Origin of the sequence: Dietzia sp. UBA5065 (genome assembly GCA_002415925.1) — a bacterium.
Taxonomy (GTDB): domain Bacteria; phylum Actinomycetota; class Actinomycetes; order Mycobacteriales; family Mycobacteriaceae; genus Dietzia.
The window spans coordinates 3,287-8,836 of record DIAZ01000146.1 but is presented as its reverse complement, the minus strand read 5'-3'; the positions used below and the strand labels follow the sequence as shown (position 1 = coordinate 8,836).

Below are 5,550 nucleotides of genomic sequence, written 5' to 3'. Positions count from 1 at the left end.
TGCCACGGCGTGCACCATCGTCGCGAACCGGTCGTAGGCCGCCGCGAGGGCGACCTCGTCCCCCAGGCCCAGCCGACGGACCAGCTCGTCGTCGGTGAGGATGGCCTCCGCGTGGTCCGGCAGCATCGTTGGCTCACCTCGTCCCTTTGGGCGTGGACCAGCCTGCCAGCCAGCCGCGGCCCACGCCACGGTTACCGTCCGGGGTGGCGCGCACCTGGTGGTATGCCGTGTGCGCGCTTCGGACCGGTCCCGGGGTCACGACAGCGCCCAGTCGATGCACGTCACCTGTCCCGGCTCGAGGTCGACGGTCCGCGGCGAACCGGCCGGCAGGACCCACAGTCGGTAGCGCCCCGGCCGAAGGTCCGGGAAGACCGCTGAGGCAACCAGCCGCCCCGAGGGCACGGGTCGGCGCAGTACGGCGACATGCGGCGGGTGGCCGGTCGAGCCATGCGGATGGATCTGCGGATGGTCAGGCCCGGGGTGGTCACCATGACCGAAGCCGACATGATGGTGCCCCTGGCCGACCTCGGAGTGCGGCTCGTCGAGTCGGCGCACCCCGATCTCCGAACCGACCAGGTCCTCCGGACAGGTGATGACCAGAGCGGCCGAGTCTGCTCCGAGGTCGAGCAGGACCGGGCCCTGGCCGGCATACGGGTTCTCCACCCACACGGCGGTCATGAGGCGAAGCTTCCCGGGATGGCCTGGTATCCCCCGATCGGGGTACCGAGGTAGGGGAAGGTGGCGAGGGTGGCCGGGTTGGTGTTCGTCGAGCCGTCGGAGAGCCCGGCCACTGCGGCGTCCGGCGTGAAGGTCGAGTCCACGAGCGGGATGGTGAGGCCGGCCACCGCCCGCAGCTCGATGGTCGTCACGTCGTCGCCGACCCGACGGCCGTTGGGGAAGCCGGCGGGGTCACCGGCGACGAGCCCCAACGGGTTGGGCGTGGCGGAGGGCGGGACGGCGACATTGAGCCGCAGCAGGTCCGCCTGCGTCGGGCCGGTGAAGTTCTGGAAGCCCGGGACGACCCCGGTGGGGATGCCGGTCAGCAGGATCGCCGCGAGGTCGGCCCGGGACTTGCGATATGCCGACAGGTTCGGAAAGACCCCGGGATAGAGCACCGGCAGCAGCCGAGCCAGCTCGGGGTCGGCGACATATCCGGCATACTCGCTGTCCTTGTCCGGACCCTCGGCATTCCACTCGTCCTTGCGGGACATCGGCACGACAACCTCGTTGAACAGCGGGTTGCCCAGGCGGGAGACCTGCACCCACGGGCCGATCGAGACGGTCCTGCCGGGCGTCTCGCCGCGGATGGTCGCCGTCCGCCGACTCGCGGTGGCCCAGATGCCGATGACGGCGGTCGGGTCAGCGACATCGGTGGGTCGGCCGCCACCGCGGGTGAGATCGGTGATCGGCACCTGGAGAGCGATGGTGTGGACATTGAGCCCCCCGGTCCCATCCAGGCCCGGCGCGGCCGCGAGGGGGATGAGGTGGGCCGGGTTGAACGGTCGCAGCGCGGCGAGGTCGAAAATGCTCCCGAGGTCGACGAAGAAGGCCTCGGCCCGCTGACCGGCGAAGACCTGGCGCCCGCCGCGCAGCCGGCAGACCGCGGAGGCGGCCAGCGCTTCGTAGTTCGGCGTGCTGCGGACCCCGACGTTGACCGGCGGCACGGGCAGGCCCTTGCCGAGGACCGTCGACTCCCCCGACCGGGTGAAACGGGTGACCGAGTAGATCTGCGGCCGGTTCCACGCGGCGGAGGTCAGGCTTGTGATCGGCCCGGTGTTGTAGAGGAACGTGTCGGGGTTGCGGATCGTCGTGGAGAACCGGAACCGGTAGGTGACATCGGGCTTCGCGTCGCCTCGGTTGGCGATATTGATGTCGTAGCGGACGTCCTCGGCGAACTCGTAGAAGTTCGGGCCGCCCTGCGGGTTCTGGAACGGGATGAAGTTGGCGAGGATCGTCACCGTGTCCGGCCGGTCCGGGCTGACGAAGGCATAGAGGTCGGTGTTGTCGGCGGCCGGGTCGTTGGAGATCTCGGGGGCTTCGCGGTGCGAGGACATCAGCGCTGCCCTCCCGCCGCGGTCTCGGCCAGGCGCGCGGCTAGGCGCCGGTCGGTGAACACCGCGCGACGGTCGCCGCGGACGACCACGACCCGTCCGGCGGTCGGGTCCGCGACATAGGCCACCAGCGGGCCGTTCGCGGTGGCGTCGCCGGCCTGGCCGGGTGCCGACAGGTCGGCGGCGTATGCCGGCTGGGCCAGTCCCAGCGCGAGCGTCGCCGAGCTGGCCCCGGCGGCGGCGATGAAGGTTCGACGGGAGGGGGACGTCATCTCGGGCTCCTGAGGGGTCGGGGTCCGCCACGGCTGCGGACCGGCTCGGTCACCCCTGGTTCGCACCGGATGCGAGGACGGTTTGCCGCGCGAAGGGCCTGATCTGGCCGCTCGGGTGAGCGGAACCGACGCCCTGACGTCGGTTCCGCTCACCCGGGGCCGACGGGGACCCAGGCGTCGAGGCGACGCCCTGGTGGGCGGGCGGGCGCCCCGAGCGCGCCCACCCGCCCGGCTGCTCACGCGCTGGCGTGCTCAGCCCGTCGTCGCCGAAGGAGCAGCAGCTCCACGGCAAGGACGACGATGAGGGAGAGCCCCAGCAACGGCATGAAGAGGCCCAGTGCGACAAGAGCCACGAGCAACCACGGCCTCGCGCGCAGCGGCATCGCGCCGCGTGGGGCCCCGAGGGACCCCTTCGGCCGACGCCGCCACCACATGATCGGCCCGGTCACGCAGAGGACAAGGATCGTCACGCAGAAGAGCGCGCTGGCCACGAAGTTGAGCGAGCCGAAGCGCTGCCCCTCGTGCATCGCGATCGTCTGGGAGACCACCTTGGCGACGGGCGAGTACTCGTCGAAGGAGTACCGCCCGGCCACCGCGCCCGAGTACTGGTCGACGTGAACGACCCGTTCGAGGGTGGTGTCTGCGTATGCCGGTGTGCTCCGGTCATGCCACATATCGGCCAGGACGGAGAAGACCCCGTCCTTCTCACTGGGATAGAGCACGAAGTAGGGGCCGGCGAGACCGTCACGCATCGCGACCGCCATCACCGTGTCGAGCGAGATGCGCCCTTCGACCCCGCCTGCCGACTGACCCGTCCCATGGTCCATACCCGGCATCGACCCCATATCGCCGTCGCTCTGGGGCACTGGCGCTGCGCCTTCGGCCCACGGCGCGGGCGCCGAGGTGTTGCCGACGGCGTCGAGCTTGTCACCCAGGCCGGAGGTGGCGCCCGGGTCTTCGCCCCACAGGCTGAACCCTGACCCGGTCACCACACTCTGGACCTTGGCGCCCCACAACCCAGTCCAGGGCAGCCCCGATCCGACAAGGAGCAGGATCCAGATCCCGGTGACGACACCGACCAGACCGTGCCGGTGCCGAAGGACGGCTCCTCGCGCGCCCGCCGCTACTCGGCGCAGCCGCCCGCGGCGACCCTTGAAGAAGAGGTAGTAGCCGGTGAGTGTCATGACGATGCCCCAACAGGCCGCCAGCTCGATGATCCGGTCGCCGATACTGCCGAGGGTGAACGCCGACCCCGTGACGGGATCGGTGAACAGCTCAACCTGGGCGATCTGCCCGAAGATGATCATCCCGTGAATCTCGGTCGCGACATTGCTCGGGAGCTTGTCCGGATCGAGGTCCCCGGTCACCTTCGCGGTCCACGGGTTGACGTAGACGTTACGGGTGGCGCCTTCGGCGGTATCGATCGTGAAGGCCGTCGCGCGATCGTCCCCGCCGAACTGGACCGCGCTGATCGTGGCCCCCGGATAGGCAGCCAGGACTGCGGCCTCTTGCCGTGAGGCGGCCGCCGGTGCCCCATAGGCCGGTTGGGACACGGTCATCACCCCGGGGTTCAAGGCGGGGTCGATCTGCCACTTGAAGAGGATGACCAGACCGGTGACGGCGAGCAGTGCGAACACAGGGATGACGATGATCGAGGCGTAGAAGTGCCAACGCCAGAAGGCGCGGAAGAGCCCGCCGGTCCGCTCGATCGGCGGTGACTCAGCGCGTTCGGTGGTTGGCAGAGCGGGCGTGACGGGATGTTCGAGTGTGGTGGACAACGACAGACCTCCAAGGTCAGACGAAGGACGAGCGCGCTGAGCGCGCGCAACGACGAGGACGGGCGCGCGGCATACCGCCGTCTCCTGCTCAGGCAGGAACCACGGCAGGGCGACCCGCGATGTCTCCAGGGGAGGAGGGAGTGACCGACCTCCGTGACGTCAGGGTCACGGCTCGGCGGTCACGAGCCGACTCAACGCCGCGGTGGTGGCGCGCGTCCGGGCGCCGGGGCGAGGACGAACCGACCTGGGCCGACCCGAGGAACTCCGCCGCCGCCCGGTGCCCAGACCGGAGCGATGTCGAGGTGCGGCAGGGTCGGGATGACCAGTCGATCGATGAGCCTTCGGCCGAGCGCGTCGCTGAGCGCCTCGCCCCTGGCCAACCACCAGGCCAAGACCACCGCGACACAGCCGTGGGCGAGCACCATCATGGGCGACACCATCTGGTGCGCAGCTGCAGCGTCGACCGCCGGAAGGCCGTGGTGGTGCCCTGCCATATGCTCCAGCGCTGCCGCCTCTGACATGACGCTGCCGGTCGTCTCCGCGACGACGAGCACCGTGTGTCCGACCATTTGACCGAGCGTCATGAGTCCGGCGATCGGGAGGAACGAGCGGCGACGAGTCCCGAGGACTGCGCGGCCGGACAGGGCGCCCCCGAAGAGGCCCAGCGTCACCAGGAGCGAGGGCGTGGTCCCGTGCGCGGCCACATGCCCACCGACGGTCGCCCCGGTGGTGAGAGCGGCGAAGGCCGGAACACGCAGCCCCAGCGACAGGCGCCGAGCATCGAGGGCATGCCGATGGAGGCTCGCTGCGCCCGGCGCGACCCGGTGCGCGACGCCCCCGCCTGTCACGCGGGACAATGTAGCGGCCGCCACCCCGGTTCGTCTGCCCTCCCCGTACGCTGTCCGGCATGGCCGCAATGCACCGGGAACCGGTCCGGTCCGGGCTCTCCCCGCTCTACTACCTGCACCTGGCCGCGGTCCAGGTGCAGGACCTCTTGGCCGAGGCCATGGCCACCAGTCCGCTCGATCCAGCGGAGTACGCGCTCTATAGCCTGATCTTCGAGTCCGGGCAGACCACGGCAACCCGGCTGGCCGACGAGGCCAGGGTTCCGCTCACGACGATGCTCGACACGGTGCGAAGCCTCGAACGTCGTGGTCACGTCCAGCGTCGACCGGACCCGCGCGACCGGCGAGCGATGCTCGTGGGGCTGACGCTCGAGGGGCTGGCGGTCCACCGCGCGGCCAGCAGCCACTTCGAGCTGGCCGATGCCGCCCTCCGCGCTCATCTCGCTGTAGACGCCCAGGGACTGTCGGCGTCGCTGTCGGCGCTCGCCGACGCCGCCGCACGCGCGACGCAGTCGCTCCACGACCGACGCCAGGGCGACGTAGGTTAGCACGGTCCCGTTGTAACTAGCACGATCTCGTGCTAGTTATAGCGCATGACGCTGTC

The 5,550-nt window shown here is 70.5% G+C and carries 6 protein-coding genes; 1 reads left to right on the top strand and 5 read right to left on the bottom strand.

Annotated elements, in window-relative coordinates; all coding sequences use genetic code 11:
• Positions 1 to 255: 255 nt before the first annotated feature.
• The 5 genes from B4M60_RS12135 to B4M60_RS12115 all read right to left on the bottom strand — a co-directional run bounded on the left by B4M60_RS12135 (position 256) and on the right by B4M60_RS12115 (position 4,949).
• Positions 256 to 678 (bottom strand): hypothetical protein, encoded by a 423-nt coding sequence (locus B4M60_RS12135; protein WP_291084257.1) that lies wholly within the window; start codon positions 676 to 678, stop codon positions 256 to 258.
• Positions 675 to 2,054 carry a DUF4331 domain-containing protein gene (locus tag B4M60_RS12130; RefSeq protein ID WP_291084254.1) on the bottom strand — a complete coding sequence of 460 codons (1,380 nt, stop codon included), beginning with the start codon at positions 2,052 to 2,054 and terminating at the stop codon, positions 675 to 677. The genes B4M60_RS12135 and B4M60_RS12130 overlap by 4 nt, the downstream gene beginning before the upstream one ends.
• Positions 2,054 to 2,323 carry a twin-arginine translocation signal domain-containing protein gene (locus tag B4M60_RS12125; RefSeq protein ID WP_291084251.1) on the bottom strand — a complete coding sequence of 90 codons (270 nt, stop codon included), beginning with the start codon at positions 2,321 to 2,323 and terminating at the stop codon, positions 2,054 to 2,056. The genes B4M60_RS12130 and B4M60_RS12125 overlap by 1 nt, the downstream gene beginning before the upstream one ends.
• A gap of 236 nt (positions 2,324 to 2,559) precedes the next feature.
• Positions 2,560 to 4,101, bottom strand: a complete 1,542-nt coding sequence (locus tag B4M60_RS12120; RefSeq protein WP_291084248.1) for a PepSY-associated TM helix domain-containing protein — start codon at positions 4,099 to 4,101, stop codon at positions 2,560 to 2,562.
• Positions 4,102 to 4,292: 191 nt separating this feature from the next.
• Positions 4,293 to 4,949 (bottom strand): hypothetical protein, encoded by a 657-nt coding sequence (locus B4M60_RS12115; RefSeq protein ID WP_291084245.1) that lies wholly within the window; start codon positions 4,947 to 4,949, stop codon positions 4,293 to 4,295.
• A 59-nt stretch (positions 4,950 to 5,008) separates the two neighbouring features.
• On the opposite strand from B4M60_RS12115, the gene B4M60_RS12110 reads away from it, so the two are divergent.
• Entirely contained in the window at positions 5,009 to 5,494 is a 486-nt protein-coding gene (locus B4M60_RS12110; protein WP_291084242.1) for a MarR family winged helix-turn-helix transcriptional regulator, read from the top strand.
• Positions 5,495 to 5,550: the final 56 nt, after the last annotated feature.

Bases quoted from the DNA above. Each gene is read 5' to 3' on its own strand.
- B4M60_RS12110 (WP_291084242.1), top strand. From the start codon at position 5,009: ATGGCCGCAATGCACCGGGAACCGGTCCGGTCCGGGCTCTCCCCGCTC.
- B4M60_RS12135 (WP_291084257.1), bottom strand. From the start codon at position 678: ATGACCGCCGTGTGGGTGGAGAACCCGTATGCCGGCCAGGGCCCGGTC.
- B4M60_RS12125 (WP_291084251.1), bottom strand. From the start codon at position 2,323: ATGACGTCCCCCTCCCGTCGAACCTTCATCGCCGCCGCCGGGGCCAGC.
- B4M60_RS12130 (WP_291084254.1), bottom strand. From the start codon at position 2,054: ATGTCCTCGCACCGCGAAGCCCCCGAGATCTCCAACGACCCGGCCGCC.